This window comes from Polynucleobacter sp. MWH-Creno-3A4, assembly GCF_018881885.1.
GTDB lineage: Bacteria > Pseudomonadota > Gammaproteobacteria > Burkholderiales > Burkholderiaceae > Polynucleobacter.
This window is the reverse complement of the sequence record NZ_JACXSA010000001.1, coordinates 300816-324526: the sequence shown is the minus strand read 5'-3', so window position 1 is coordinate 324526 and position 23711 is coordinate 300816. Positions and strand designations below refer to the sequence as shown.

Below are 23711 nucleotides of genomic sequence, written 5' to 3'. Positions count from 1 at the left end.
TTTCATAAGGCTTTAATCAACGTAGAAATATCTAGGAGATGAAGATGAATCGCAAATTTAAAATGATTTCACTGGGGTTATCTCTGGCTGGATTACTTGCCTTGGTTGCTTGTCAATCGATGGAGCATGGCACTGGTCAAAAAGCAAATGCAAGTCTAGAGTCAAAGTCAGGCTCTACTGCAAAAGGTGAAGTGACATTTGTTTGGCAGGGGAATGATGTATTGATTAATGGAAAATTTTCTGGTCTGAAGCCAAATGCAGAGCAGGGCTTTCATGTGCATGAAAAAGGTGATTGCTCTTCGCCAGATGCAGTGAGTGCAGGTGGCCACTTCAATCCTGAAACTAAAGCGCACGGAATGCCAAATAGCGGCATGAACCATGCTGGTGATTTGCCGAACATTAAGTCGGATGCGAGTGGCAATGCAAATTACACAGCCACCTTGCATGGTTTTGCGGTAAATACAGGCCCAACTGGAATTGTGGGGCGCTCTGTCGTGGTTCACCGTGACCCAGATGACTACAAATCACAGCCTGCTGGAAATTCTGGCCCACGTATTGCCTGCGGTTTAATTAAGTAAATAAGTATTTGAAGGAAATGCAGGGGCATCGATGAGAATAGAAGATACTGATCCAGCAAGACATGCTGGAATTGAATATCCCATGGAAGTTGGGGCTCCTGTATTTGCTCCCATTAAGGTAGTTGAAGAAAAAGATAAGGCTGTCAATGTTGCGCGGCAAAATGCTAAGCAAGAGTATGAGCGCATCATGGAGCAAGCCGAAGTATTAATGAAACAAGCCCGCGCCCTACAAGCACGACTTGATGCAACCGAGATGGTGCATGGTGCAAAGTTTGGTTTTAATCCCATTCACGGGAAAATCTATCACTTGTATTACGACAGCAGAAATGCAGTCAACGTACTGATACAGAATGGCCCTAAAGAATGGAGTTGCGGGATTCCAGATGGCTGGAACTACTCTATGGCCGTGAAGAAGCTGGGTGATAGTACTTGGGCTGTAGTTGAAGAAGACGCCCTTACTGTATGATTTTTTTCTATTTAATAACAAACATAGGTGACATGTGACAAAAGCTCGAGTAGTTAGTCTTTCTGCATTGGGTAGTGCCGATGTAATCCAGGTAATCGATAAAGAGTTGCCTCCGCCAGCAAAGGGTGAAGTACAAATTCGCCAAACTGCAATTGGTTTTAACTTTATCGATGTATATCAACGCTCCGGGGTTTATCCACTTGATCTTCCGACTGGTCTGGGCCACGAGGCAGTTGGTGTTGTTGAGGCCTTGGGTGAAGGAGTTACGAGCTTCAAGGTTGGTGACCGTGTGATGTATATGAATGCCGGCATTGGGGCGTATGCAAGTGCACGCAATGTCGCCGCCGATAAATTGGTTCCCGTACCAGACAATGTCTCAGATGAGGTTGCCGCCGCTGTTTTCTTCAAAGCGATGACAGCGCAATACCTGGTCCAAAAAACTTATAAAGTAAAAGCTGGCGATATTGTGTTGGTTCACGCCGCTGCTGGTGGTGTTGGTCAAATTCTGGCTGGTTGGGCCAAAGCGCTTGGTGCATTTGTGGTTGGTACGGTAGGTTCACAAGCAAAAGTTGCTGCTGCTAAAGAAGCGGGTTGTGATGCAGTGGTCGATTACTCTCAGCCGAACTGGGTCGAAGAGGTGATCAAAGCAACGGGTGGTAAGAAGGCGAATGTGGTGTATGACTCAGTGGCTAAGACTACTTTCTTGGGTTCCTTGGATTGCACAGCTCCATTTGGCACGGTTGCGTTATTTGGCGCCGCATCTGGTGCGGCTCCAGAGATTCAGCCAGAGATATTAAATAAGAAGGGCTGCCTGTTTTTAACTAGACCTTCTGTATTTCCACACAATGCGACCCCTGCACTACTGCAAGAAAATGCGAAGGCAGTGTTTGAGGCTATCGCTAAGGGAATGGTGAAGGTGCAAATTGGTGCGAAGTTTCCTCTTGAGGAAGCTGCTGATGCTCACCGTGCCGCCGAGGGCAGAAAGGTCTCTGGCGCAATCGTGATGATTCCTTAAGATGGCCTTTCTGAGATCTAAGCCCCGCTTCTGCGGGGCTTTTTATTTCAAAGCCTTCCTCGGGTTATAATTCTGTAAGTATCTGAATTTAAAGAGATTATTTTTTAAACCCGTTTTCAGTTGTTTGACAGCCTATGAGTGCTCTTGGACAATGCATGCGGTGCTTTGATTCGCACCGCAGCCTTACATGACAGCCACCATTTCCCCGACCTCTAGCAAAACTACCTTGGCACTCGAAGCCCGAGGACTGAGCTGTGTGCGTGGTGAACGGCAACTATTTTCTGGGCTCGATCTATCGGTTTCTGCTGGTCAGTGCTTACATATTCGTGGTGAGAATGGCGTTGGCAAAACCAGTCTTTTGCGTATTTTGACTGGCCTATCTAAACCTGAGTCTGGTGAGGTGCTTTGGGGGAATCAATCCATCGGGTTGGACTCTCTGGCATATCACCGTGAGCTACTATTTTTGGGGCACAGAGATGCTTTAAAAGAAGATCTCAGTGCGATAGAAAATCTGAAGATGTATGCAGAGTTAGATGATGTTGCCTTGCCCCTTGAAAAAGCATTGGCTACATTGTGGCACTTTGGTCTACGCGGACGTGAAAATTTACCAGTGCATTGTTTGTCTGCTGGGCAAAAACGTCGCCTTTTGATGGCGCGTATGTCGACCCGCCAGGCCAAGTTGTGGATTTTGGATGAACCCTTTAACGCTTTAGATTCCAAGGCAGTAAATGCCTTACAAGATTTGATTGCTGAGCATCTTTCAGATGGTGGCTTAGTAGTTCTAACAAGTCATCAGACGGTAAGCCTGCCAAGTGTTCGGGTGCTTGAGCTATGAACGCAATGTTTGCCATTATTCAGCGCGATCTTCTTTTGGTGATGCGTCGCAAGAGTGAGGTCCTGACAGCATTATTTTTCTTTGTTGTTGTGACGAGTCTTTTCCCATTGGGAATCGGTGCCGATCCTGCTTTGCTCCGAAAGGTTGCTCCCGGAGTGATTTGGGTTGCTGCTTTACTGTCAACCTTGCTTGGGCTTCATCGCATGTTTGCTTCTGACTATCAAGACGGCACTCTGGAGCAGTTAGTGTTAGCGCCACAGCCCCTAGTCTTATTGGTTTCTGGAAAAATTATGGCTCATTGGCTTGTTTGCGGCCTTCCTCTGGTCATACTGGCTCCGATTATTGGTATTCAGTTTGACTTGGATGCAGACTCCTTATATGTGCTGATGGCATCACTTTTGTTGGGTACGCCAGTGCTATCCTTGCTAGGCTCTATTGGGGCTGCACTGACTTTGGGTCTTAGGGGTGGAAGCGTATTGATGAGCCTATTAATTTTGCCTTTGTATGTTCCCGTATTAATTTTTGGTGCTGGTGCGGTCTATGCTAATAGTGTTGGTCTGAATATATCGGGGCATTTCTCATTGCTGGGCGCTTTATTGATTTTGGCTTTAGCATTTGTACCTTGGGTAAGTGCTGCCGCCATAAAGATTGCAATCGAATGAATGAAGTAAATCACCTTTCTGATAATCGCTGGATTAACTGGTTTAAGTTATCTAGCCCGAGCACTTTTTATCCTCTTGCCGGAAAGCTCATCCCGATTTTTTGGGTTCTGACTGCGATCTTTGGTGCAGCTGGCCTATGGGTAAGTTTTTTTGTGGCACCAGTCGATGCGGTCCAAGGTCAAGGCTATCGGATTATTTTTATTCATGTACCTGCTTCTTGGATGTCCATGTTTATTTATATCGTGATGGCAGCGTGGGCTGGTCTAGGTTTGGTCTTCAATACGCGCCTCTCTGCCATGATGGCGCAAGCCTTAGCTCCCATAGGGGCATGGATGGCATTCCTCTCTCTGTGGACTGGAGCATTCTGGGGCAAGCCAATGTGGGGCGCTTGGTGGGTATGGGATGCACGACTGACTTCAGAATTAATTTTGTTATTCCTCTATTTGGGATTCATTGCTCTGCAAGCATCGATTGAGAACCCTCGCAGAGCAGATAAAGCCGGTGCGATTTTGGCTTTGGTTGGGGTGGTGAACGTACCCATTATTTATTTCTCGGTAAAGTGGTGGAACACTTTGCATCAAGGTGCTTCGGTTTCTTTAACTAAGGCTCCAGCCATGGCTCAGACAATGTTGTGGGGCATGCTGTTAATGGCGCTGTGTTTCTGGATGTATACCGTTGCGGTCGGTTTAATGCGGGTAAGAGCCATCATTTTGGAGCGTGAAGCCCATACTGATTGGGTGCGACAATTGAGTGAGGTGAAGCGCTGATGTGGAATAGCCCAGCCGAATTTTTTGCCATGGGTGGCTACGCACTGTATGTGTGGAGTAGCTTTGGTGTTTGTGTTCTAGTTCTTATTTTGGAGCCTTTGTTTGTGCGTGCACGCTACAGGGCGATTGTGCGTAGACTCCAACAAGAGCTTTTAGCGGACCAGTTTGATCAAGAGAATATTGAGTGAAACCTAGACATAAGCGTGCATTATTGATTCTGGCAGCACTAGCCGTGATTGGGGTGGCTGCAGTTCTGATTTTGAATGCACTCAATAGCAATATCGCTTTGTATGTTACGCCTAGTGAAGTTGCAACTGGTAATGCACCAAAGGGCCAAGCATTTCGGATTGGTGGTTTAGTGAAGGATGGCTCTCTTAAGCGTGATGGCCTAACAGTCCATTTTGTGATCACAGATCTGGTTAAGGATATTCCCGTTTCCTATACCGGAATTCTTCCTGATTTATTTAAGGAGGGTAAGGGCGCAGTTGTTCAGGGTCGTATGAATGCTAATGGCGAATTCGTTGCGAGTGAAGTACTTGCTAAGCACGATGAAAACTATATGCCTCCTGAAGCTAAGCATGCATTGGAGCAAGCACAGAAAAACGGAAGCAAACCATGATTCCGGAGATTGGGCATTACGCATTAATTCTGGGATTGTGTGTTGCTTTAATTCAAGGTGTATTGCCTCTGATAGGTGCACATCAAGGTCGACGTGAGGGACTAATACTGGCTAGACCTGCAGCGCAAACCGTATTCCTTTTGCTGGCGATTGCATTTGTAATCTTGGCTTGGAGCTTCTATGTCAATGATTTTTCAGTTCTGTATGTAGCCGAACATTCGAATTCACAGTTACCAGTGGTTTATCGCTTAGGTGCGGTGTGGGGCGGCCATGAAGGATCTTTGCTCCTCTGGATTTTTCTACTCAGCACATGGACGATTTTGGTAGCCCAACTTTCTCAAGAGCTTGATGAGTTTATGGTTGCTCGAGTAATAGGGGTCTTGGGTTTAGTGACTAGTGGACTTTTACTTTTTGTATTAACCACATCGAATCCCTTTGCCCGCTTATTGCCCGCAGCACAAGATGGCCGCTCTCTAAATCCATTGTTGCAAGATCCGGGTTTGGTTTTTCATCCACCCATGTTGTATATGGGATATGTTGGCTTCTCGGTAGCCTTTGCTTTCGCAATTGCTTCGTTGCTCTCAGGCCGTTTAGATGCTGCTTGGGCGCGTTGGTCTCGCCCATGGACAACTGCTGCCTGGGTATTTCTCACATTAGGTATTGCTCTGGGGTCTTGGTGGGCTTATTACGAGTTAGGGTGGGGTGGCTGGTGGTTTTGGGATCCGGTAGAAAATGCCTCATTTATTCCTTGGTTAGTAGGTACGGCTTTATTGCATTCCTTGGCGGTGACTGAAAAACGTGGCAGTTTTAAAAGCTGGACTGTATTGCTTGCAATCATCGCCTTCTCGCTTTCCCTGTTAGGTACTTTCTTAGTGCGCTCAGGGGTACTCACCTCTGTGCATGCTTTTGCTACTGATCCTCGTCGCGGAATCTTCATCTTAATTTTCCTCGCATTGGTTGTGGGATCTTCATTGACCTTGTTTGCATTACGTGCACCGAAGAGTTCATCAGGAAGTCAATTTAGTGCGAGCTCAAGGGAAACTTTTATTCTTCTCGGGAATGTTTTCTTGGTAGTGTCTGCAGGCTCCGTATTGCTTGGCACTTTATATCCTTTGTTGATTGACGCTCTCCATCTGGGGAAGATTTCAGTCGGGCCACCGTACTTCAATAGCGTGTTTGTTCCCATCATGATTCCTCTGCTGGTATTGATGGGTATTGGTCCTTGGACAAGTTGGAAGAAAACAGATTTATTAACGGTGATTAAGCGTTTATGGATTGCCGGTTTAGTAGCGCTCATTGCAGGCATTGCGATTCCGTTGATCATGGGCGATTTCACCTGGTTAGCTGGTCTCGGTTTCCTATTGGCTTTTTGGGTGATTGCTTCAGGTTGTTTGCAAATTATTCGCCAAGCAAAGGTTGGTAAACCTACCCGTTCATTTATGGGTATGCAAGTTGCCCATCTTGGAATTGCCATATTCGTGATTGGTATCACTATGGTCGGTGCTTATCAAGAAGAAAAAGATGTGCGCATGTCTGCGGGTGAAACAGTTTCAGTTGGTGCTTATACAATCCAGCTGCAGGGTGTCAGCACTGTTCCGGGGCCAAATTATCAAGCGATGCGCGGCGCATTCTTGCTCATGAAAGATGGCAAATTAGAAACCACACTCTATCCAGAAAAGCGTAGTTATTTCTCATCTACCATGCCAATGACTGAAGCAGCAATTGATGCTGGCTTGACTCGGGACATTTATGTTTCACTTGGTGAAGAATTAGCCGATAAATCTTGGGCGGTTCGGGTCTATTACAAGCCTTTTGTAGATTGGATCTGGGGTGGTTGTTTATTGATGGCTTTGGGTGGTGTCTTGGCAATGTCTGACAAACGCTATCGGATGAAATTGAGAAGACAATCATGAAGGCCAAATTTTTAATTCCCTTGATGCTTTTTATTGTCTTGGTAGTCTTTTTGGCTATTGGCTTGAATCGTGACCCTCATGAAGTGCCATCACCGCTCATTAATAAAGCTGCACCGGCTTTTAATATTCCACAACTCTCAGAGCCCAATCAATCTTTCTCTCCTGCCAGTATGCAAGGGCAGGTCTGGATATTCAATGTTTGGGCATCTTGGTGTGTGGCCTGCCGCGAAGAGCACCCCGTGTTAGTTGAGCTAGCCAAATCACACATTGCCCCAGTGATTGGCTTAGATTACAAAGATAGCCGTGAGGATGCATTGGCAATGTTGGCCAAGCAGGGCAATCCCTACACGCTATCTGCTTTTGATGCCAATGGTCGCGTGGGAATTGATTATGGTGTGTACGGAGTTCCTGAAACCTACGTGATTGATAAGGCTGGAATTATCCGCTTTAAACACATTGGTCCAATAACGATTGAACTGCTCAATCAAAAAATGTATCCCTTAATTAGGGAGCTGCAAAAATCATGAAGCAGATTTTCTTGATTGCTCTTTGCCTTTTGAGTATTGGCATATCCCAAGCAAAAGATGCCGCTCCTTTGGTGGATGATCCCGTAACAGAGCAACGCCTAATTAGTATTTCTGAAGAAATGCGTTGCTTAGTTTGTCAGAATGAATCTTTGGCAGGATCTCGCTCAGACTTGGCTAATGATTTACGTGAGCAGATTCGAGTTCTGATTAAAGAGGGCAAGAGCGACGAGCAGATCAGAAATTTTATGGTTGAACGCTATGGGGATTTTGTTCTATATCGACCACCAGTAAAGCCTATTACTTGGCTGCTGTGGCTCGGCCCATTCATCATTCTTTTAATTGGAGTCGCAGGATTATTTACTTATCTGCGCCGCAGGAATGCTTCTGCAAACAATATCGCCTTGTCAGACGAAGACAATCGACGCTTAGATGACCTCCTGAAGAGTGATCGTCAGGGTGAAAAGGGTATCTAATGATCATTTTTTTAAGCTCTGCTTTTCTGTTGTTGATCTTGGTGCTGGTGTTGCTTTTGCGCCCTTTTATTTTTCCATCCAAGTTTCCAGGCACCTCCCGCCGTCAAATGAATGCTGCTATTTATCGCGAGGAACTTGATAAATTAGAAGCAGAGCGCAGTGCTGGTAATTTAACGGCGGCTGATTATGAAATCGCCCATGCTGAAATGCGTCAACGCCTCTTTCAGGATACCCATGAAGCAGACGCCCAAGCCGTAATGGGTTCAGGTAAAAAGACTGTCATAGGACTGTGTATCTTTGTTGTTTTACTGTCTTCCGGTCTTTATCTTTCTCTTGGAGATGCTAGCCAAGTTGCCGAAATGAAAGCAGCGCAACCCATGACTCGTGAGGGTGTTGAGAAAATGGTCTCGGAATTCGCTGCCAAGATGGAAAAAGACCCAACAAACCTAAAAGGCTGGGCGATGTTAGCGCGCTCATACAAGATTTTGGGTCGCAATGATGATGCCATTAAAGCCTATGAACATGCAGGTAGTTTTATTGATTCCGATCCTCAGCTTTTGGCTGACTATGCAGATGCGCTGGCAGTAAAAGCCAATGGAAATTTTGCTGGTAAGCCCTTGCAACTGATTCAGCAAGCACTGAAATTGGATCCGAATAATATGATGGCTCTCTGGCTTTCAGGAACGGCTTCCTATACATCAGGAAATTATCGGGCTGCTGTCCAGACTTGGGAAAAGCTGGCGCAACAAATACCTCCGGGAACTGAAGAAGCTCGTTCAATTGAGGGTTCGATTGCAGATGCGCGCAGCAAAGGCGGTCTTCCTGCAAAATCCCCTGCGGCAGTTACAGTTAAGAGTATCAGTGGCAAGATTGCACTATCAGCAGAATTAATATCCACAGTACAGCCCGGCGCTGTCGTAATGGTGATTGCTCGCAAGCCTGGTGAGCGCATGCCTGTGGCCGTTCTGAGGATGCCTGCTACAGAATTTCCAATGAACTTTGTATTGAACGATGCTTTGGCGATGAATCCAAGTGACCCGCTCTCAAAACAATCTGAGGTGACTATTGAAGTCAGGGTCTCCAAGACAGGAATGGCAAAACAAGAAGCCGGAGACTTAATCTCTGCTGTGCAAACTGTTAAGGTTGGCGCAAGCAATGTCCAGCTTGTAGTAAATCAAGTTCGTCCTTAAGCTTAACCTCTGCCGACAAAAGGCATATTCGTGGCCATGATGGTCATCGAAAGAATGTTGCTCTCTAAGGGAAGTTGGGCCATTTGCAGCACAGCCTCTCCTACGTGCTCAACATTCATACGCGGCTCTATCTTGATGGATTGATCGGCCTGCATAATGCCGGCAGCCATTGGCTCTGTCATCTCTGTTGCAGCATTACCGATATCAATTTGTCCGCAAGCAATATTGAATTGGCGCCCATCTAGTGCAATGGATTTAGTAAGACCGCTAATAGCATGTTTAGTCGCGGTATAGGGCGCTGACATTGGCCGTGGCGCATGTGCTGAGATGGAGCCATTATTAATAATGCGACCGCCTTGAGGTGATTGTGCTTTCATCATCCGAATGGCTTCTTGCGAACATAGAAATGCACCACTAAGATTGGCATTGACCACATTCATCCACTGCTCATATGAAAGGTCTTCCATTGGAATGGCGGGGGCCCCCATGCCGGCATTATTAAATAGCACGTCAATACGTGAAAATTTTTCTTGCAATGCGGCGAATAGTTTTTTTACGTCGCTAGGCTTGCCCACATCACATGCAGCTGCTAGACAGCTTGCTTGATCTCCGCCAATATCAATAATCGCTTTTTCTAGGCGCTCCAAGTTACGGCCGGTGAGGACGACTCGAAAGCCGCCTTTGAGTAATGATTTGGCAGCGGCTTTGCCAATCCCAGTTCCTGCTCCAGTAACCAGGGCCACTTTATTGTGCTTTGAGTCCATATTCATATTGAATAAATGTAGCTAGAAAAGGCTCATCTTATCCTGATTTATTGGGCACATTTAATTCTTTTGCCTATTATTGGGCTCAGGGCATAATGCAAAAAACAAAAGAGAATTTTATGAAATCCCTCAAAAATCATCTTTATAACCCCCAAGCAATCCTCTTGGCTTTTGTGCTACTTGTCGCATTCATTTTTGGGGTTTTATGGATTCTCACGCCTCCACCTCCAAAGGCGATCAAAATGGCTACGGGCCTTCCTCAAGGCTTGTACTACCAATTTGGAGAGCGTCTCAAGCGCGAGCTTGCTAAGGAGGGTGTTACGTTAGAGGTGCTGGAAAGTGGCGGCACAGTAGATAACTTACGTTTACTAAGCAACCCAAAATCTGATGTCGATTTTGCAATGGTCCAGGGCGGAGTAGCTGAGCTTGAGAAATATCCCAACCTCGTTTCTATTGGCGGGATGTTTTATGAGCCTGTTTGGGTTTGGTATCGCCCGGGAGCATTTAAAGCTGATGGTGGCGAATTACGGGTCTTAAGTCAAATCAAAGGCAAGCGAGTATCTGTTGGTAATCAAGGCAGCGGTACTGCAGTCTTAAGTGATGCCTTGCTAAAGCTCAGTGAAATTCAGGAAAGCGAGATTAGAGCAGAGCATTTAACACCAGATGTGGCAGTAGCAAAATTAAGCAATGGGGAAATAGATGTTGCCTTTACGGTTGTGGCAGCAGAATCTCCAATTTTAAAAAAGTTTTACAACATACCGGGCATTCTCCTCATGAATTTCGATCAAGGCGATGCATATGTACGTAATCTACCTTATCTAACTAAAGTCAATGTTCCCAGAGGTTTGTTGAGTATTGCTAATGACGTCCCAAAAAAAGATATTCAAGTGCTGTCTGCAACAGCAACTCTTGTTAGCAAGCAAGATGTAAGTCCTGCTCTATTGTCTTTGGTGCTTGGAGCCACCTACGACATCTTGCCTGCATATAGCCACTTGCAAAAGTTAGGCGAATTTCCTTCTGCGACGGGCCTTGATTTTCCGCTTCATGAAGATGCAGAAATTTATCTAAAAGATGGACCATCTTTTCTGCATCGGCATTTACCCTTTTGGACCGCAGTTTGGGTAGGGCGCTTTGTCAAGATTGTGATTCCGTTGCTAGTGATCTTTATTCCACTATTTACTTATATCTCTTCGGCGAATAATTTCTTGCTACGTCTGAAACTTGCAGGCATTTACGCTGAGTTGAATACGATTGAAAAAAATGCATCGAAGAGGGAGTTACTTCAGAAGCACTTAGAAGAGTTGGCATTGATAGAGCGTCGTGTTATGCAGATGAAAATTTCAGCATTCTCCGCAAAAGATTTTTATGATCTCAAAGGGCATATTGAGCAGGTGCGTAATCGCTTACACGCTGCAAGCTAAGGTGTCTTGCCCTAAAATCTATTGATGACCACTACCCCCTTAACGCCAATACTGACTCCTGCTAAACAGCTGGTCGATGCTTTACGAACTGATGGCTATGTTGTTGCTTCTGCAGAAACCGTGGCTGAGCTAGGTGACCTTGCTTTATCTGATCTACAGAGTTTGAGCGCATTCTGGGAAGGCTTACCTCGTGATCCCTATCTTAAGGATGGCGGTCGTTATCGCTTCCGCCGTCATGCAAGCTATGAGATTAAAGGGGATCACCTCAATTTAGTGCCACATCGTGCACATTGGCAGTCGGTGGATTACAACGCATTGCATGGCGGGATTGAGCGTTGGTTTGAGCCTATACAAACCCAATTGGCCATTCATTCCACATGGCAAGCCTTACTAATTGGTCTCGCACATGTGCTTAATAGCTTAAAACCTGTGAATACTTGGTTTGTAGAGGCGCATCAATTTCGGATTGATACCGCTGATGGCATCGGAAGACCAACCCCAGAAGGCGCTCATCGTGATGGCGTTGATTTTGTAGCAGTCTTTTTATTAAATAGAGTTGGCATCAAGGGTGGGGAAACCAGAATATTTGATGCTCAGGGTTCTGCGGGTTTACGCTTTACATTGGCCCAGCCTTGGTCCTTACTCCTCATGAATGATGAGCGCATGATTCATGAATCTACCCCAATTCAGCCGCTTGGAAATTATGGCTATCGCGATACCTTGGTTCTCACTTTTAGATCCAATGGCTTTCAGGATGCGCCCAATCGATCACAGCAATAAAAGTCCATCTTATTGGGGCGAGTAGAATGGGCTCACGTTCTCTGCACATAGTCTCTTAGAGTGTGTATTGCAGTAGAGTAAATTTGCTCCATCAATATTTTATGAATAAGCGCGCTGCCCTAAGCTGCTATCACTGCTCTAGTCCAATTTTGCCTGGCGACCTCATTGAGGCAGAATTGGGTGGGATTGTCCGAGCATTTTGTTGTTCAGGATGTATGGCTATTGCCCAAACAATCCATGGTGAAGGTTTGGAAGTCTTCTATGCGCGACGTGTCCAATCCAGCGAGAAACCTGCCGAGTATCTTGCTCGTAATGACATTCCAGAAAAGCTGAAGCCCTACGATGACCCCTCTTTATTGGGGCGGTTTACAAGACCTCATGGTGAACATGGTGACCTTGAAACGACTCTGCGCTTAGAAAAAATCCGCTGTGCAGCATGTGTCTGGTTATGTGAGCAACACTTGCGAAGAATTGATGGTGTCCAAGATGTGCAAATCCATTACGTCACACAAAAAGTGATGGTCCGATTCTCGCCCGATACAACAAGCTTAGCAAGATTGCTTTTTGAAATCGAGCGTATCGGATATGAGGCATGGCCTTTTGAGCCTTCTTTATCTGCTGATAGGGCTAAAAAAGAAAGAAGACAACTGCTCACTCGACTAGGTGTTGCCATGTTGGGGATGATGCAAGTCATGATGTATGCATGGCCTACCTATGTGGGGGCAGACATTACTCCAGAGTTTGATTTGCTTTTGGGTTGGACAAGCTGGGCATTAACTGTCCCAGTCATGGTTTATTCCGCTGGGCCGATATTTCAAGCGGCTTGGCGTAGCCTGGAGTCATTCAAAAAAACACATATGCTGGGCATGGATGTTCCGATTGCCCTTGCGCTAGCCTTGGCATTTATTGCGGGCACGATCAATTTGATCAGAGGATCTGGGCAGAGTTATTTTGATTCGATCACCATGTTTGTGGCCTTTATCTTGGCCGCTAGATATGTTGAGCTCTTAGCAAGACAAGATGCTCAGGGTGGAGCCGAGGCCCTGGCAAAGCAATTGCCTGCCACTTGCGAACGCATTCTCAATTATCCAGGCTCGCAAGATGTTCAGGTGGTGCCAGTAGTCAATTGCAATCTAGGAGAAGTATTGCGCGTTTCTCCTGGTGAAGTGGTTCCAGCAGATGGTGTCTTGATCGAAAATCCCAGTACGCTTAATGAATCTCTACTCACTGGAGAATCAAAACCGATTGAGAAAAAGATTGGTGATCGTGTTTATGCGGGTACGCATAATATTCTCAACCCACTCTTCATGAGAATAGAGGCGGTGGGGCAATCTACTCGTATTGCAGGGATTGCTTCATTATTAGATCAAGCCCTCTTAGCCAAGCCGGTGATGGTGAGTCTTGCTGAAAAGTGGGCTGGATACTTTGTGGCTTTCTTGTTGCTCAGTGCATTTGTTTCCTCAGCGATTTGGTTTTATTTCGATCCTAGTCGAGCATGGACGGTGCTGGTATCTGTCTTAGTAGCAAGTTGTCCTTGTGCACTATCCCTCGCGGTACCTACTGCGATGGCTGCAGCTCAAGGGGCTGTTACCAAGTTGGGCTTATTGATTGTGCGCAGTCATGTGATGGAAGGTTTAGTAAAAGCAACGGATCTTGTGCTAGATAAGACGGGCACCTTAACCATGGGTGAGCCGGTACTAAAAGAAATAATGCATTTGCGGTCTGACTATCGCCGCGAAGATGCACTGGCACTAGCCGCAGCATTAGAGGCTGGCCAACGACATCCCTTAGCGCTCTCTTTACTGCGTGCAGCTGAACTAGAAGACTTAGCGCTTCCCATCCTCTCTGAGCCAGTAATCAATCAATTGGGTAAAGGCTTGAGTTCGGGGGATTATTGTTTAGGCAGTGCTGCCTGGCTTGGAGTGGAACAGGATGGGCGAGCAGGGCAGTTTGGTCAGGTGCATTTACGTGATGCTCAAGGCTTGGTCGCGAGCTTCATATTTTTAGACACTCCTAGACCAGGGCTGGAGCAATTTCTCGAAACGGTTCGATCCAGAAATATTGCTGTACATTTAGTGTCGGGGGATGACCCTGCAACCGTTGCGTGGTGGGCACATCAAGTAGGTATTGAGAGTTTTCAGGGCGGCTGTACCCCTGAAGATAAATATGCGTACATTGAGCGTTTGCAAAATCAGGGGCGCTTTGTTTGGGCGATTGGCGATGGGGTAAACGATGCGCCTTTGTTAGCCCGTGCGGATATTTCGATTGCGGTTGGAGCTGGAGCTCCTTTAGCTGCTGCAGGCGCAGATGCAATTTTGACGGCTGTATCTTTAGAGGCGTTAGGAAAAACTTTGCGATTAGCTGACAAGACGCAATTAATCATTAAAGAGAATTTGCTGTGGGCCTTGATTTATAACTTGCTAGCCATTCCTGCGGCCATGATGGGTTTAGTGAATCCCTGGGTGGCTGGTATTGGCATGTCTTTATCTTCGCTTGCGGTGACTCTAAACGCATGGCGTTTGCGAAAAGCTTAGACTATAGGGATGGAAAGCTTATTTCTTCTGATCCCGATCTCGCTTGTTTTAATTGGACTTTTGGTCTGGATTTTGAACTGGTCTATTAAAAGCGGTCAGTTTGATGATTTGGATGGTCCTGGTGAAGCTATTTTGATGGATGATGATGTCCCAAAACCACAAAATGTTAGCAAACACTCTCAAAAATAGCCATATAAATTAAGACTTTTAAATACTAAGGGTTTTTCTTACGCTTCAGCCATGAATTTGACCAACCCTTTTTGATATGGATCAAACTCCCTTTACAACCTTACTTTGATAATCGACCCAGTCTATTTGGATTATGTCGCTGTTTGGTCACAAAAAAGGAGAAACCATGGGACTTACCGTGGGGAGTAATCAAGATACCTTCAATTACAAGGTTGTCAGCCAATTTGCCATTGTTACCGTACTTTGGGGAATTGTTGGCATGCTCGTGGGGGTTATTCTCGCAGCCCAATTAATTTGGCCTGAAATCACTTTTAACATTCCTTGGCTGAGTTATGGTCGTTTGCGTCCTTTGCATACCAATGCAGTGATTTTTGCCTTCGGAGGTTCTGCGCTGTTTGCCACTTCGTACTACATTGTGCAACGCACGTGTCAGGCGCGACTCTTCTGTGACAAGTTGGCGGCATTTACCTTTTGGGGTTGGCAGGCGGTTATCGTCTTAGCCGCTGTCACATTGCCATTGGGCATCTCAACATCAAAAGAGTATGCAGAGCTTGAGTGGCCGATTGATATTTTGATTACTCTGGTTTGGGTGGCATATGCAGTAGTGTTCTTCGGCACTATCATGAAGCGCAAGACGAAACATATTTACGTTTCTAACTGGTTCTTCGGCGCATACATTCTGACGATTGCCATTCTGCATATTTTCAATAACTTGGAAATGCCTGCAACATTGTGGAAGTCTTACTCTGCATATGCTGGCGTACAAGATGCGATGGTGCAGTGGTGGTATGGCCACAACGCGGTTGGCTTCTTCTTGACCACCAGCTTCTTGGGTATGATGTACTACTTCATTCCAAAGCAGGCTGAGCGTCCGATTTACTCATATCGCTTGTCTATCGTCCATTTTTGGGCCTTGAACTTTACTTATATGTGGGCTGGTCCTCATCACCTACAACACACATCATTACCAGACTGGACTCAGTCTTTGGGTACTGTGTTTTCTTTAATCTTGTTGGCCCCTTCTTGGGGTGGCATGATCAACGGCATTATGACTTTGTCTGGTGCTTGGTACAAACTCCGTCGTGACCCGATTTTGAAATTTTTGGTAGTGGCATTGTCCTTCTACGGTATGTCTACCTTTGAAGGTTCAATGATGTCTATTAAGACAGTGAATAGCTTGTCTCACTACACTGACTGGACTATTGGCCACGTGCACTCCGGTGCCTTGGGTTGGGTTGCCATGATTACGATCGGCTCTCTCTATTACTTGATTCCACGTTTAGTGGGTCAAAAAGAGATGTACAGCACTAAGTGGATTGAGTTGCATTTCTGGATCGCAACTATCGGCGTTGTTCTTTACATTGCTGCGATGTGGATTGCCGGTGTAATGCAAGGCTTGATGTGGAGAGCATTTGAGCCGGATGGAACTTTGACATATAGCTTCGTTGAGTCCGTTAAAGCAACATTCCCTTTCTATGTGATTCGTTTGATGGGTGGCTTGTGCTACTTGAGCGGCATGTTCTTGATGGCATTTAATGTCTTTAAAACTGTCCAGGGTAAAACTTTTATCAATGCGCCTATTCCAATGACCGTTGCTGAACACTAAAAGGAGAAGAAAATGTCTAGCGAAAATAAATTCTTTTCCCACGGAACGCTTGAGAAAAACGTTGGCTGGCTAATTATTGCAACGATTGTGGTTGTATCGATTGCAGGTTTAGTTCAAATCGTCCCCCTCTTTTTCCAGCACACTACAACAGAACCTAGCCCTGGTGTAGTGCCTTACACCGCATTGCGTTTAGTTGGTCGTGATATCTATCAGCGCGAAGGTTGTGTTGGTTGTCATTCTCAGCAGATCCGTACTTTACGTTCAGAGGTAGAGCGCTACGGCCCTTACTCATTGGCTGGTGAGTCTGTATATGACCATCCATTTTTATGGGGAAGCAAGCGTACTGGTCCAGATTTAGCTCGTGTAGGTGGTCGTTACTCTGATGCCTGGCATCAAATTCATTTGAATAATCCGCGTGATGTTGTGCCTGAGTCCAATATGCCTGCATATCCTTGGCTTGCAAAAAATAAGGCTGATACTGATTCTATTCAGGCGCACATGGTTGCTATGCGTCGCTTAGGTATCCCATATACCGATGAAATGATTGCAAATGCACCTGCAGAGTTAGAAGGTAAGACGGAGTTAGATGCATTAGTCGCTTATCTTCAGGGGTTGGGCATTACGCGTCGCTATATTACTGTCGAAGAAGTTGTAGCGAAGTAATTAACAAGGTTATTAATTAAAACTACTTAAATCAAATGGAACAGATTACTCCCTACCTCTCGGCATTTTCTACAGTAATAGGCCTTGTCTTTTTTGTAGGAATTGTTTTGTGGGCTTGGTCTCCTGGTCGTAAGAAAGCAAATCAGGAATCAGCAGAGCTTCCATTTGATCTTCCGGATGAATTTAGTAAGGACAAATCATGAGTGACTTTTTTAGCAGCGGTTGGAGTGCTTATATCGCCATAGTTGCATTAGTTGGAATTTTCTGGTGTATCTGGCTTTTGTTCTCCCAAAGGAAGGCTAAGGTTGTGCATACGGCCGATGGTGCTGTTGCTGATACAGGTCATGTATGGGATGGGGATCTGCGTGAGCTGAATAATCCATTGCCACGTTGGTGGATGTGGATGTTCTTGATCTCTTGCATTTTTGCATTGGTCTACTTAGTGTTGTTTCCAGGCCTGGGATCATTTCCGGGGATTATGGGCTACACCACTGATGGTGCTTTGATGAGCTCTATGACTGAGGCAAATGATGAACTAAAGCCTGTGTATGCAAAATACGTCAAGATGGACGTTGAGCAAGTAGCGGCCGATCCTAAAGCCCGCGAAATGGGTCAACGCCTCTTCCTGAATTCTTGTGCACAGTGTCATGGCTCTGATGCTGGGGGCGCCAAAGGCTTCCCGAATTTAACTGACGGTGACTGGCTTTATGGAGGTTCACCGGAAAATATTAAAGCATCTATTACCTATGGTCGTGGCGGTGTGATGCCTCCATTCCCACAACTAGATAGCAATCAAATTGTGGATGTTGCTAACTATGTACGTAGCCTCTCAGGTTTGTCGGCGGATGATGCTAAAGCAGCCCGTGGCGCACAAGTATTCGCTGCAAATTGTGTAGCCTGTCATGGTCCTGATGCCAAAGGAAATATTGCTATTGGTGCTCCAAATTTGACCGATAAAGTATGGTTATATGGCGCATCAGAAGCAACCATTGTTGAGACTGTCACCAAAGGTCGTATGGCTATGATGCCTGCTCAAGACAAAGTATTAAGTCCTGAGAAGATCCAGCTGTTAACCGCTTATGTTTGGGGCTTATCTAACAATAAACAACCAGCAACAGCCAAGTAAGATTGGTAATCAGTGCCATATATTTCGCCGGGTGGGAAACCTGTTCCGATAGAAGTCATTGAGGAGTCTCTTTATGAGGTTCGGCGAAAGATTTATCCGCGTTCAGTATCAGGACTCTTTGCCCGCTGGCGTTTCATTTTGGTATTTGCTACACAACTGCTGTTCTACGGCTTGCCATGGGTTAGTTGGAATGGTCGTCAAGCAGTTCTCTTTGATTTAATTCAGCGTAAGTTTTACATCTTTGGCCTCGTGTTATGGCCGCAAGACGTGATTTATCTCACCCTCTTATTGATTCTTTCTGCGCTCGCTTTATTTCTATTTACTGCAGTAGCTGGACGCTTATTCTGCGGTTACGCATGCCCACAGACCGTCTATACCGAAATCTTCATGTGGATCGAGCGCAAGGTAGAGGGTGACCGTTTTGCGCGGATTCGATTGGATGGCGAAGAGTGGCCTTGGGGTTTCCGTAAATGGCGTTTAAAGATTACGAAACATTTCCTGTGGTTATTGATCGCATTCTGGACTGGCTTTACCTTTATTGGGTATTTCACCCCAATTAGCACCTTAGGTTCCGCATTAATTCACCTGTCTTTGGGCCCATGGCAGACTTTTTGGTTGTGCTTCTATAGCTTTGCAACTTGGGGTAATGCAGGGTTTATGCGTGAACAGGTTTGTAAATATATGTGCCCATATGCACGCTTCCAAAGCGTGATGGTAGATAAAGATACATTCTTGGTTACATATGACAAGGTGCGTGGTGAACCCAGGGGCAGCCGCAGTAAATCTGCAGATCAAGCTTCTCTTGGTCTAGGCGATTGTGTTGACTGCAGCATCTGTGTTCAGGTCTGCCCAACGGGTATTGATATTCGTGATGGCTTGCAATATATGTGTATTGGTTGTGGTGCCTGCATTGATGCCTGTGATCAAGTAATGGAAAAAGTGGATTATCCAAAAGGACTCATTCGATATACGACTGAGCGAGCAATTGAAGATCGCGAATCGAATCAAAGTGCCATTCGCCATATTTTGCGGCCACGTGTCTTGATCTATACCGCTTTCATTACCGTTCTTACAGCCGCATTCTTGGTGTCTCTAGCAACCCGTAACCCGTTGAGAGTGGATGTGATGCGTGATCGCGGCGCCTTAGCGCGTGAGGTTGAGGGCGTTCGTATTGAGAACATTTATCGCATTCAGATTATGAATGCCTCCGAAAATAATATGAATGTACAGGTGAAGGCTCTTGGTTTAGATGGCCTAAAGATCCTGAACTCTCAAGGTCAGGTTATCACCGAGATTGAGGTAGCTCCAGCCAGTAATTTATTAATGCCAATTAAGGTTAGCACTGAAAGCGGAGTGAATCAGCCTGGTAACTACCCAATTCATTTCGATGTGATTGCCCAAGAAATTTCTGGAAATGAGATGATTACTAGAACCCGCGATGAAAAATCAACTTTTATTATTCCCCGTTGAGGCGGAAAGGAATCGAGAGGATGAATATGGCAGATCAACAAACTACAAAACCCTGGTGGAAGCAGTTATGGCCTTGGCTATTAATTAGTGGGCCAGCGGTTGCGATGATTGGGTGTGCGATTACTATTTGGTTGGCTATAAATCTTCATGCAGATAAATCGTTGCGCGATGGCGTAGTAAAGCAAGGCTTAAAGGTTGAGCAACTGAAAGATGCGCAGGTTCAAAAATGAAATACCGCCTGCTGATCTGGATTTTATGGCCATCCTTTTTGGTGGCGGGTATGGCGGAGGGTCTGTTGTTTACTGTCGTTCACCCTCAAGATTTATTGTTCTTTGGTTATCATCCTGATGTTTCCGATGAGGGTATCTATACCATTGGCTTTTTTGTGATTTGGATCTTCTGTGCAGTCTCTAGCGCCTTAACTGCCTATATTCTTCCAGGGATTGAATCTCCGGATGGCAAAGAAGTCGATCGCGGCTTAATTTAAGCCTGTTTGATTGGAATATCGGTGCTGCAGGCGTGTCTATCAGGATTTGGAATGCCCGCTAGCTCATATAGGCCGTTCATATCAATCAGTTTGATATGACGTTGCTTAATCTGAATGAGACCTGATTCAGCGAAGCGCGACAACATGCGGCTGACGGTTTCAATTTGAATGCCAAGATAGCTGCCAATTTCAACGCGACTCATTCGCAAGTCAAATTCATTATTGAGATAACCGCGAGCAGCTAAGCGTTGCGAAAGACTCAGTAAGAATGCAGCCAATCTTTCTTCAGCGCGCATCGTGCCTAAGGAGAGTAGGTGACGTTGATCTTGTGTTAGTTCGCGACTCATGATTTTGTGAAACTGGCTTTGTAGCATTGGAATCTCGCGAGCCAAATCTTCAAAAGCCTCGTAGCGAATAATACAAACTTCGCTATCTTCTAGAGCAATAGCATCTGATTGGTAGTGACCTTCACCGATTCCATCAAGACCCAAGATCTCACCAGGAAGATGAAAGCCAATCACTTGCTGGCGTCCATCTTGGAGGAAATACTCTGTTTTGAGAGTGCCAAAGCGAACGCTGTATACAGAGCTCAAGGGATCGCCATGGCGATACAGGCTCTCACCTTTCTTGAGGTGGACGCGTTCTTTAACTAGGGTGTCTACTTTAGAAACATCGCTACTGCTAAGTCCAACTGGTAGGCAAAACTGCCCCAGCACGCAGACTGAGCATTTGCTGGTAGGGGAGTCGGTAGGTGTGTAATTCATATTGAGCTTGCCTCAAAGAGCAGTTTATTCTATATGGGTGAATATCAGAACTTCTACCTATTTTTTACCATTCCAATGCTGACTACTAGCCTCTTGCTTGCGGTCTTTCTAGGGGCTCTGGTGAGCGGCTGGCACTGCGCTCTGATGTGTGGCGGTATCGCAGCTGCCATTGAACGTCCAAGCGCCACAGTAAGCCTCCTGAGGCCAAAATCAGAGCTTTTTTACCTGCAGGTAGTGATGCATTTGGGGCGTATTACGACTTACTCATTATTGGGGGCGCTGGCTGCTTGGCTTGGCTTAGTGGTCTGGCAGCAAAACATCGTACCTATTCAGCGTCCTTTGTTTGTCTTCACTTCTTTGATATTGATTTGGATGGGCTTTCGTCTACTGGGCTGGGGCAAGTCGCAAGGGGCATTGGGGGGTAAGTGGTTGAGCAGCAAAATTGCTAGCTATTGGGCTCAGTATTTGGGTCGTATGGCGAGTGGCCCTTCACGCTGGTTTAGTGGGATGCTTTGGGGTTTAGTTCCCTGTGGTTTGGTTTACAGCGTTTTACCCCTTGCCTTTTTATCAGGCGATGTCTTGACGGGTGCCTCCCTCATGTTTGCATTTGGCTTGGGAACCCTACCCAATTTATTGCTCATCTCAAAATTCTCAGCAGCACTGACGCAGTTTTCTCAGTACTCATGGGTGCGCTACTTTGCTGTGACACTCCTGTTTACTGCGGGGGGATTTGGTTTATATCGCGCCTGGGTTTTGCCGCAAGCATTATTGCAAGGCGGCTTTTGTATTTCTTAGGAATGGGTTACAGCTTCAATTCCTGAGACAATGTCAGGATAGAGACAATCGTTTGGTAATTGGTCTATGAAACCGCTGCGTTGGGCTATTTCATAAGGCTGATGATCCAGTCCGCAGATAATGAAGTTGACCTTGCGCACCTTGCATAAATGAGCAAGCTCTGCGATGGTATCCATGCCGGAAGAGTCAACATAGATCACGTTCTTCAGGTCCAGCAATAAGGTTTGAGTTGGAAGATTTGCTTCAATTTTCTCAAGCAGTTTTACGGCCCCAAAGAAGATTGCGCCATAAATACGGTAGGCATCGATTCGACCTTGGAGATTTGCGAGAGCTGGATAAGCTTGCGCATCGGCAATTTCACAGCGGGATAAACTGGATATGCGATAGATAAAGGTGATAAAGGCCAACAGCAATCCAACTTCCACTGCAACAGTGAGATCAAGCACTACTGTCAGTGCAAAAACACTTAAGATGGTAATGCGATAGGGTAAGCGGAATTGTTTGAGGTCAATAAACTTTCGCCATTCACCCATATTCCAAGCAACATACATCAAGATAGCTGCAAGACTTGCCAGCGGAATATCTTTAGCAAGGGGAGCAGCAAACAAAACGATGATGAAGAGCACAAGAGCATGAACAATACCCGCGATAGGTGTGCTGGCACCGCTTTCTACGTTGGTAACGGTGCGTGCAATCGTGCCGGTTGCTGGCATGCCGCTAAAGAAGGGTGTAACGATGTTGGCAATTCCTTGTGCCATTAACTCTTGGTTCGAATCATGGCGATCATGAATGAAGCCGTCAGCAATGCGGGCGCAGAGTAAAGACTCAATTGCACCTAGTAATGCCAGCGTGAGAGCGGGAGCCACCATAAATTGGGTAGTGCTCCAGCTCATTGGGATCCATTCAAAATGGGGTAGCCCCGCTGGAATGCCACCAAAGCGACTACCAATCGCATCAATCGGTAACTCCAGTACGGTCGTAATAACGGTTGCGACCACCATCGCAATCACGGTTCCGGGAAGATGTCTGAGGTACCCCAGTCGATCCTGAAAGAGTTTCCAAAAAATAATGAGCGCAATACTGCCGCTCGCGACAGCTAGGGCAAATAGGTTAACGGTGTCTGCAGCTTGATATAGAGTGCGTACCGCTGGAAAAAATTGTGCTGGCATCTTTTCAATGCTGAGGCCAAAAAAATCCTTGATCTGGGATAGGCCAATTAAAAACGCAATACCATTGGTAAAACCAATAATCACAGCTACTGGAATGAAGCGCACTAGAGTGCCGAGGCGAAAAGCCCCCATTAAGATTAAGAACACCCCAGATAGCGCAGTAGCAATTAATAGATTGGAGACTCCATAGCGCTCAACAATGCCATATACGATCACAATGAAAGCACCTGCAGGTCCACCAATTTGAACTCGGCTACCGCCCAGCAAAGAGATCAAACTTCCCGCAATAATGGCCGTAAAAATACCGGCTTCTGGCTTCAGTCCGCTCGCAATTGCAAAAGCCATAGCCAATGGCAGCGCGACGATACCTACTGTTAGACCTGCGAGAACATCTTTTGCAAATTGGGCTTTGTTGTAGCTCGAGAAACAATCCAGAATTTTGGGTCGAAAGAACATTGACTAGTTTCTGGTTCGTTATCTAGGAGAGTCGATTTCCGACCCAGTAAGCAATGCTGGCGGAAAAGGCGGTCACACAACTTCCCCATGCAATATCGATGAATGCCAGGCGCGTTGGAAAATCTCGAATGACAGCAAGATTGGTGAGATCGTAAGTCATATAGCAAAACAAACCAAACAAAGCACCGTATTGCACTGCATAAAGCCATGATTGTTTTGAGAGGGCTGGGAGAATGACAAAAATTGTTGCCCCAAGCGCATACAGAAGATAGAAAGCCAAACCAGCGATGAGTTTCGGTTCACTGGCCATTAAGTCACCCATCTCTTCGCGATAGAGAGTTTTAGCGACACCCAGCAACCAAACTAAATCGATTGCAATTAAGCTAATTAAAAATGAAAGATAGATACCGCAATACTTGAGCAATTCACTTACCTTTTTGAG

General features: G+C 45.9%; 28 protein-coding genes. 24 read left to right on the top strand and 4 right to left on the bottom strand.

Annotated features, from left to right (window positions below):
- The first annotated feature begins 44 nt into the window (after positions 1–44).
- From IEN92_RS01540 to ccmI, 12 genes are all read left to right on the top strand, one after another.
- Entirely contained in the window at positions 45–578 is a 534-nt protein-coding gene (locus IEN92_RS01540; protein ID WP_370623857.1) for a superoxide dismutase family protein, read from the top strand.
- Positions 579–609: 31 nt separating this feature from the next.
- Positions 610–1044, top strand: coding sequence for a DUF2452 domain-containing protein (locus IEN92_RS01535; protein ID WP_216159916.1), 435 nt, complete (start codon positions 610–612; stop codon positions 1042–1044).
- A 34-nt stretch (positions 1045–1078) separates the two neighbouring features.
- Positions 1079–2059 (top strand): zinc-binding dehydrogenase, encoded by a 981-nt coding sequence (locus IEN92_RS01530; RefSeq protein WP_216159914.1) that lies wholly within the window; start codon positions 1079–1081, stop codon positions 2057–2059.
- 187 nt (positions 2060–2246) lie between these two features.
- Positions 2247–2894 carry a cytochrome c biogenesis heme-transporting ATPase CcmA gene (gene ccmA, locus IEN92_RS01525; protein ID WP_216159911.1) on the top strand — a complete coding sequence of 216 codons (648 nt, stop codon included), beginning with the start codon at positions 2247–2249 and terminating at the stop codon, positions 2892–2894.
- Complete coding sequence (gene ccmB / locus IEN92_RS01520; protein WP_215373759.1) at positions 2891–3556, top strand: heme exporter protein CcmB; 666 nt, start codon at positions 2891–2893, stop codon at positions 3554–3556. The genes ccmA and ccmB overlap by 4 nt, the downstream gene beginning before the upstream one ends.
- Complete coding sequence (locus tag IEN92_RS01515; protein WP_216159908.1) at positions 3553–4323, top strand: heme ABC transporter permease; 771 nt, start codon at positions 3553–3555, stop codon at positions 4321–4323. The genes ccmB and IEN92_RS01515 overlap by 4 nt, the downstream gene beginning before the upstream one ends.
- Positions 4323–4511, top strand: a complete 189-nt coding sequence (ccmD, locus tag IEN92_RS01510) for a heme exporter protein CcmD (protein ID WP_215373756.1) — start codon at positions 4323–4325, stop codon at positions 4509–4511. The genes IEN92_RS01515 and ccmD overlap by 1 nt, the downstream gene beginning before the upstream one ends.
- A complete protein-coding gene (gene ccmE, locus IEN92_RS01505; protein WP_215373754.1) occupies positions 4508–4942 on the top strand; it encodes a cytochrome c maturation protein CcmE in 435 nt (144 codons plus the stop codon). Before ccmD ends, ccmE begins: the two co-directional genes overlap by 4 nt.
- On the top strand, positions 4939–6855 hold the full coding sequence (locus tag IEN92_RS01500) for a heme lyase CcmF/NrfE family subunit (protein ID WP_216159905.1): 1917 nt from the start codon (positions 4939–4941) through the stop codon (positions 6853–6855). The genes ccmE and IEN92_RS01500 overlap by 4 nt, the downstream gene beginning before the upstream one ends.
- Positions 6852–7382 carry a DsbE family thiol:disulfide interchange protein gene (locus IEN92_RS01495; RefSeq protein ID WP_215373751.1) on the top strand — a complete coding sequence of 177 codons (531 nt, stop codon included), beginning with the start codon at positions 6852–6854 and terminating at the stop codon, positions 7380–7382. The genes IEN92_RS01500 and IEN92_RS01495 overlap by 4 nt, the downstream gene beginning before the upstream one ends.
- The gene (locus IEN92_RS01490; RefSeq protein WP_215373749.1) at positions 7379–7855 is read left to right on the top strand and encodes a cytochrome c-type biogenesis protein; all 477 of its coding nucleotides are present in this window, start codon (positions 7379–7381) and stop codon (positions 7853–7855) included. Before IEN92_RS01495 ends, IEN92_RS01490 begins: the two co-directional genes overlap by 4 nt.
- Entirely contained in the window at positions 7855–9045 is a 1191-nt protein-coding gene (gene ccmI / locus IEN92_RS01485) for a c-type cytochrome biogenesis protein CcmI (protein ID WP_216159902.1), read from the top strand. The genes IEN92_RS01490 and ccmI overlap by 1 nt, the downstream gene beginning before the upstream one ends.
- Positions 9046–9047: 2 nt before the next feature.
- Here ccmI and IEN92_RS01480 read toward each other — a convergent pair whose 3' ends face one another.
- Positions 9048–9809, bottom strand: a complete 762-nt coding sequence (locus IEN92_RS01480) for an SDR family oxidoreductase (RefSeq protein ID WP_216159899.1) — start codon at positions 9807–9809, stop codon at positions 9048–9050.
- A gap of 119 nt (positions 9810–9928) precedes the next feature.
- On the opposite strand from IEN92_RS01480, the gene IEN92_RS01475 reads away from it, so the two are divergent.
- The 11 genes from IEN92_RS01475 to IEN92_RS01425 all read left to right on the top strand — a co-directional run bounded on the left by IEN92_RS01475 (position 9929) and on the right by IEN92_RS01425 (position 20085).
- Entirely contained in the window at positions 9929–11230 is a 1302-nt protein-coding gene (locus tag IEN92_RS01475) for a TAXI family TRAP transporter solute-binding subunit (protein ID WP_216159896.1), read from the top strand.
- Positions 11231–11254: 24 nt separating this feature from the next.
- Positions 11255–12010: a 2OG-Fe dioxygenase family protein gene (locus tag IEN92_RS01470; protein ID WP_216159893.1), complete on the top strand. Its 756-nt coding sequence runs from the start codon at positions 11255–11257 to the stop codon at positions 12008–12010.
- Positions 12011–12111: 101 nt separating this feature from the next.
- The gene (locus tag IEN92_RS01465; protein WP_216159891.1) at positions 12112–14544 is read left to right on the top strand and encodes a heavy metal translocating P-type ATPase; all 2433 of its coding nucleotides are present in this window, start codon (positions 12112–12114) and stop codon (positions 14542–14544) included.
- A gap of 9 nt (positions 14545–14553) precedes the next feature.
- On the top strand, positions 14554–14733 hold the full coding sequence (gene ccoS, locus IEN92_RS01460; RefSeq protein WP_216159888.1) for a cbb3-type cytochrome oxidase assembly protein CcoS: 180 nt from the start codon (positions 14554–14556) through the stop codon (positions 14731–14733).
- 166 nt (positions 14734–14899) lie between these two features.
- Positions 14900–16339 carry a cytochrome-c oxidase, cbb3-type subunit I gene (ccoN, locus tag IEN92_RS01455; RefSeq protein WP_216159884.1) on the top strand — a complete coding sequence of 480 codons (1440 nt, stop codon included), beginning with the start codon at positions 14900–14902 and terminating at the stop codon, positions 16337–16339.
- A gap of 12 nt (positions 16340–16351) precedes the next feature.
- The gene (gene ccoO / locus IEN92_RS01450; protein ID WP_216159881.1) at positions 16352–17002 is read left to right on the top strand and encodes a cytochrome-c oxidase, cbb3-type subunit II; all 651 of its coding nucleotides are present in this window, start codon (positions 16352–16354) and stop codon (positions 17000–17002) included.
- 35 nt (positions 17003–17037) lie between these two features.
- Positions 17038–17205: a cbb3-type cytochrome c oxidase subunit 3 gene (locus tag IEN92_RS01445; protein WP_215358288.1), complete on the top strand. Its 168-nt coding sequence runs from the start codon at positions 17038–17040 to the stop codon at positions 17203–17205.
- The gene (gene ccoP, locus IEN92_RS01440; protein WP_216159878.1) at positions 17202–18128 is read left to right on the top strand and encodes a cytochrome-c oxidase, cbb3-type subunit III; all 927 of its coding nucleotides are present in this window, start codon (positions 17202–17204) and stop codon (positions 18126–18128) included. The genes IEN92_RS01445 and ccoP overlap by 4 nt, the downstream gene beginning before the upstream one ends.
- A gap of 12 nt (positions 18129–18140) precedes the next feature.
- Positions 18141–19598, top strand: a complete 1458-nt coding sequence (gene ccoG / locus IEN92_RS01435) for a cytochrome c oxidase accessory protein CcoG (protein WP_216159875.1) — start codon at positions 18141–18143, stop codon at positions 19596–19598.
- 26 nt (positions 19599–19624) lie between these two features.
- Positions 19625–19828 carry a FixH family protein gene (locus tag IEN92_RS01430; RefSeq protein ID WP_215373729.1) on the top strand — a complete coding sequence of 68 codons (204 nt, stop codon included), beginning with the start codon at positions 19625–19627 and terminating at the stop codon, positions 19826–19828.
- A complete protein-coding gene (locus IEN92_RS01425; RefSeq protein ID WP_215373728.1) occupies positions 19825–20085 on the top strand; it encodes a hypothetical protein in 261 nt (86 codons plus the stop codon). Before IEN92_RS01430 ends, IEN92_RS01425 begins: the two co-directional genes overlap by 4 nt.
- On the opposite strand, the gene IEN92_RS01420 is transcribed toward IEN92_RS01425, so the two are convergent.
- Complete coding sequence (locus IEN92_RS01420) at positions 20082–20849, bottom strand: helix-turn-helix domain-containing protein (protein WP_216159871.1); 768 nt, start codon at positions 20847–20849, stop codon at positions 20082–20084. The genes IEN92_RS01425 and IEN92_RS01420 overlap by 4 nt on opposite strands.
- Before the next feature lie 75 nt (positions 20850–20924).
- On the opposite strand from IEN92_RS01420, the gene IEN92_RS01415 reads away from it, so the two are divergent.
- The gene (locus IEN92_RS01415; RefSeq protein ID WP_216159868.1) at positions 20925–21644 is read left to right on the top strand and encodes a sulfite exporter TauE/SafE family protein; all 720 of its coding nucleotides are present in this window, start codon (positions 20925–20927) and stop codon (positions 21642–21644) included.
- On the opposite strand, the gene IEN92_RS01410 is transcribed toward IEN92_RS01415, so the two are convergent.
- Positions 21641–23269, bottom strand: a complete 1629-nt coding sequence (locus IEN92_RS01410; RefSeq protein ID WP_216159865.1) for a SulP family inorganic anion transporter — start codon at positions 23267–23269, stop codon at positions 21641–21643. The two genes, IEN92_RS01415 and IEN92_RS01410, sit on opposite strands and share 4 nt — an antisense overlap.
- A gap of 22 nt (positions 23270–23291) precedes the next feature.
- Complete coding sequence (locus IEN92_RS01405; protein ID WP_215373723.1) at positions 23292–23693, bottom strand: DUF2177 family protein; 402 nt, start codon at positions 23691–23693, stop codon at positions 23292–23294.
- Between the last annotated feature and the right edge of the window lie 18 nt (positions 23694–23711).

Bases quoted from the DNA above. Each gene is read 5' to 3' on its own strand.
- IEN92_RS01540 (WP_370623857.1), top strand. From the start codon at position 45: ATGAATCGCAAATTTAAAATGATTTCACTGGGGTTATCTCTGGCTGGA.
- IEN92_RS01535 (WP_216159916.1), top strand. From the start codon at position 610: ATGAGAATAGAAGATACTGATCCAGCAAGACATGCTGGAATTGAATAT.
- ccmA (WP_216159911.1), top strand. From the start codon at position 2,247: ATGACAGCCACCATTTCCCCGACCTCTAGCAAAACTACCTTGGCACTC.
- ccmB (WP_215373759.1), top strand. From the start codon at position 2,891: ATGAACGCAATGTTTGCCATTATTCAGCGCGATCTTCTTTTGGTGATG.
- IEN92_RS01515 (WP_216159908.1), top strand. From the start codon at position 3,553: ATGAATGAAGTAAATCACCTTTCTGATAATCGCTGGATTAACTGGTTT.
- ccmD (WP_215373756.1), top strand. From the start codon at position 4,323: ATGTGGAATAGCCCAGCCGAATTTTTTGCCATGGGTGGCTACGCACTG.
- IEN92_RS01500 (WP_216159905.1), top strand. From the start codon at position 4,939: ATGATTCCGGAGATTGGGCATTACGCATTAATTCTGGGATTGTGTGTT.
- IEN92_RS01495 (WP_215373751.1), top strand. From the start codon at position 6,852: ATGAAGGCCAAATTTTTAATTCCCTTGATGCTTTTTATTGTCTTGGTA.
- IEN92_RS01490 (WP_215373749.1), top strand. From the start codon at position 7,379: ATGAAGCAGATTTTCTTGATTGCTCTTTGCCTTTTGAGTATTGGCATA.
- ccmI (WP_216159902.1), top strand. From the start codon at position 7,855: ATGATCATTTTTTTAAGCTCTGCTTTTCTGTTGTTGATCTTGGTGCTG.
- IEN92_RS01480 (WP_216159899.1), bottom strand. From the start codon at position 9,809: ATGGACTCAAAGCACAATAAAGTGGCCCTGGTTACTGGAGCAGGAACT.
- IEN92_RS01475 (WP_216159896.1), top strand. From the start codon at position 9,929: ATGAAATCCCTCAAAAATCATCTTTATAACCCCCAAGCAATCCTCTTG.
- IEN92_RS01470 (WP_216159893.1), top strand. From the start codon at position 11,255: ATGACCACTACCCCCTTAACGCCAATACTGACTCCTGCTAAACAGCTG.
- IEN92_RS01465 (WP_216159891.1), top strand. From the start codon at position 12,112: ATGAATAAGCGCGCTGCCCTAAGCTGCTATCACTGCTCTAGTCCAATT.
- ccoS (WP_216159888.1), top strand. From the start codon at position 14,554: ATGGAAAGCTTATTTCTTCTGATCCCGATCTCGCTTGTTTTAATTGGA.
- ccoN (WP_216159884.1), top strand. From the start codon at position 14,900: ATGGGACTTACCGTGGGGAGTAATCAAGATACCTTCAATTACAAGGTT.
- ccoO (WP_216159881.1), top strand. From the start codon at position 16,352: ATGTCTAGCGAAAATAAATTCTTTTCCCACGGAACGCTTGAGAAAAAC.
- IEN92_RS01445 (WP_215358288.1), top strand. From the start codon at position 17,038: ATGGAACAGATTACTCCCTACCTCTCGGCATTTTCTACAGTAATAGGC.
- ccoP (WP_216159878.1), top strand. From the start codon at position 17,202: ATGAGTGACTTTTTTAGCAGCGGTTGGAGTGCTTATATCGCCATAGTT.
- IEN92_RS01430 (WP_215373729.1), top strand. From the start codon at position 19,625: ATGGCAGATCAACAAACTACAAAACCCTGGTGGAAGCAGTTATGGCCT.
- IEN92_RS01425 (WP_215373728.1), top strand. From the start codon at position 19,825: ATGAAATACCGCCTGCTGATCTGGATTTTATGGCCATCCTTTTTGGTG.
- IEN92_RS01420 (WP_216159871.1), bottom strand. From the start codon at position 20,849: ATGAATTACACACCTACCGACTCCCCTACCAGCAAATGCTCAGTCTGC.
- IEN92_RS01415 (WP_216159868.1), top strand. From the start codon at position 20,925: ATGCTGACTACTAGCCTCTTGCTTGCGGTCTTTCTAGGGGCTCTGGTG.
- IEN92_RS01410 (WP_216159865.1), bottom strand. From the start codon at position 23,269: ATGTTCTTTCGACCCAAAATTCTGGATTGTTTCTCGAGCTACAACAAA.